The sequence below is a fragment of the Candidatus Paracaedimonas acanthamoebae genome (genome assembly GCA_017307065.1).
In the GTDB taxonomy this organism is placed as follows: Bacteria; Pseudomonadota; Alphaproteobacteria; order Caedimonadales; family Caedimonadaceae; genus Paracaedimonas; species Paracaedimonas acanthamoebae_A.
The window spans coordinates 1-1683 of record JAFKGL010000009.1 but is presented as its reverse complement, the minus strand read 5'-3'; the positions used below and the strand labels follow the sequence as shown (position 1 = coordinate 1683).

Here is a 1683-nt window from a genome sequence, read left to right as displayed (position 1 = left end):
CATAAAGAAGAAAATGAACTTTTAAAGATTTCACTTTTCGATATACCACAAACGCTGGCGTATCAACGGTCCCTCAAAGCATTTGTTGATACTCAAGTATTCATGTATATCCATTTGTTTAAAGATTTAAATTTACCTAAGGAGCTTTGTTTACATATTCTCCGTTACGCATTTACCCCCGAGTCTCAACAGCAATTTATAAGCAACTATCCGGACAATATGGAAGATAATGAAAACAGCAGTACAAGATGTTTAGTCATGTAGCTTAGTCACTTCTGCCTGCATGTTTTAAGGTGAATCTATATACATATCCGTAATGAACATGCCTACGTCTTGCTTGTAGTGCACTCTTTTTTTGCGGTCATAGGCATAGGATGATAACTCGCCCTCTGTATAGGGCGGGTCTTGTAAAGAGATAACATTAAGTGTTCAATTTTGGTTCTTATGTCCTATTTTAGAATTTAATCAGACCTAATAAGTTTCTCCTGAATGTATAAAATGGAAACAAAAAAATATAATTCCAATATATAATCCTACAACAAAATCAACTACTGCCCTCCGTCAATTGAAAATGATTAAGCACTGCTCTATATATATATGAAAGTGCTTCCACACCCATAAAGTCTGGATATATTTTCCCTATGACCATAATAACGCCATAATAAAATGGTTTAATTAACATGATAATTAAGATGTATTTTATATAACTTATTTTAAATTCCTGTTGCTCTGATTATCAATTAAACAGACCAATCACTTGGAATAGCAAATTTTTTCTAATTAATAATTATCATATACAGCCTTACGATGTTTTATAGCAATAATAATCACAGAATGCTCTTCTGGTTCAATACGATAAACAATTCTGTAATCACTTACTCTTAACCTGCGATGCCCTTTAAGGCTATAACGTAATGGCTTTCCAAATCCGATAGGATCCACCATCAACCTCTCTTCGATAGCCTTTTTTATTAATTTTTTAGCTGTAGTAGATAATTCAGGTATATCCTCTTTAACAACTGATTCCAGATAATGAATTTGATAAAGACTAGTTCCAGACATCTTCGTGCTTCACTTTTTTGGATGCCGCCTGATCTCGTATTTCAGCAAGAGCAGATAAATTCATATCCTCCCTTCTCTCCAAAGCTTCTAATATTAATTCTTTTGCAAAACTCGAAACAGATTTATGCTCTTGATGAGCAAGATCTGAGATTAAGGCAACTGTCGCTTCTTCAAACGTAATGTTAACGCGTGGGTGTTTAGTAGGCATACCTATTCTCACTAATATAATACATAGTGTAAGTGTAACACTTTAACATCACCTGTCAAGATTAGTTAATTAATGGGGGGCTTTGATTTACGTTTTTATAAATACATAGAATATCCTATCTTTCAGATAAATCTGGTAAATAAATTAAGTAAAATATTCATGTTAATTTCTTTCATAATTTTATGAGATACTTATCTGTTAAAGTCCTGTTACAGTCCAATATATTCATAATTACATGTTTAAATATTATGAAAGTAATTGATTGGAACCAGCCAGCTACCTTTACCGATCTGTTTAGCAAAATTTACATACATTCTTTAAACAATGGTTGTTTTGATCAAAATAATCCAACATGGATTAGTTACGCCCTTGAGCTTGCCCAATTTGCTATTTTTAGCAGCTCGAGCTTTTAA

The 1683-nt window shown here is 32.7% G+C and carries 3 protein-coding genes; 1 reads left to right on the top strand and 2 read right to left on the bottom strand.

Annotated elements, in window-relative coordinates; genetic code table 11:
- On the top strand, nt 1–264 hold a 264-nt coding region (locus J0H12_00090), incomplete at its 5' end, for a hypothetical protein (protein ID MBN9412313.1).
- A gap of 516 nt (nt 265–780) precedes the next feature.
- Here J0H12_00090 and J0H12_00085 read toward each other — a convergent pair.
- Together J0H12_00085 and J0H12_00080 are read right to left on the bottom strand one after the other, a co-directional pair.
- Nucleotides 781–1062 (bottom strand): type II toxin-antitoxin system RelE/ParE family toxin, encoded by a 282-nt coding sequence (locus J0H12_00085; protein MBN9412312.1) that lies wholly within the window; start codon nt 1060–1062, stop codon nt 781–783.
- Nucleotides 1049–1270 carry a hypothetical protein gene (locus J0H12_00080; GenBank protein ID MBN9412311.1) on the bottom strand — a complete coding sequence of 74 codons (222 nt, stop codon included), beginning with the start codon at nt 1268–1270 and terminating at the stop codon, nt 1049–1051. Before J0H12_00080 ends, J0H12_00085 begins: the two co-directional genes overlap by 14 nt.
- Nucleotides 1271–1683 lie beyond the last annotated feature (413 nt).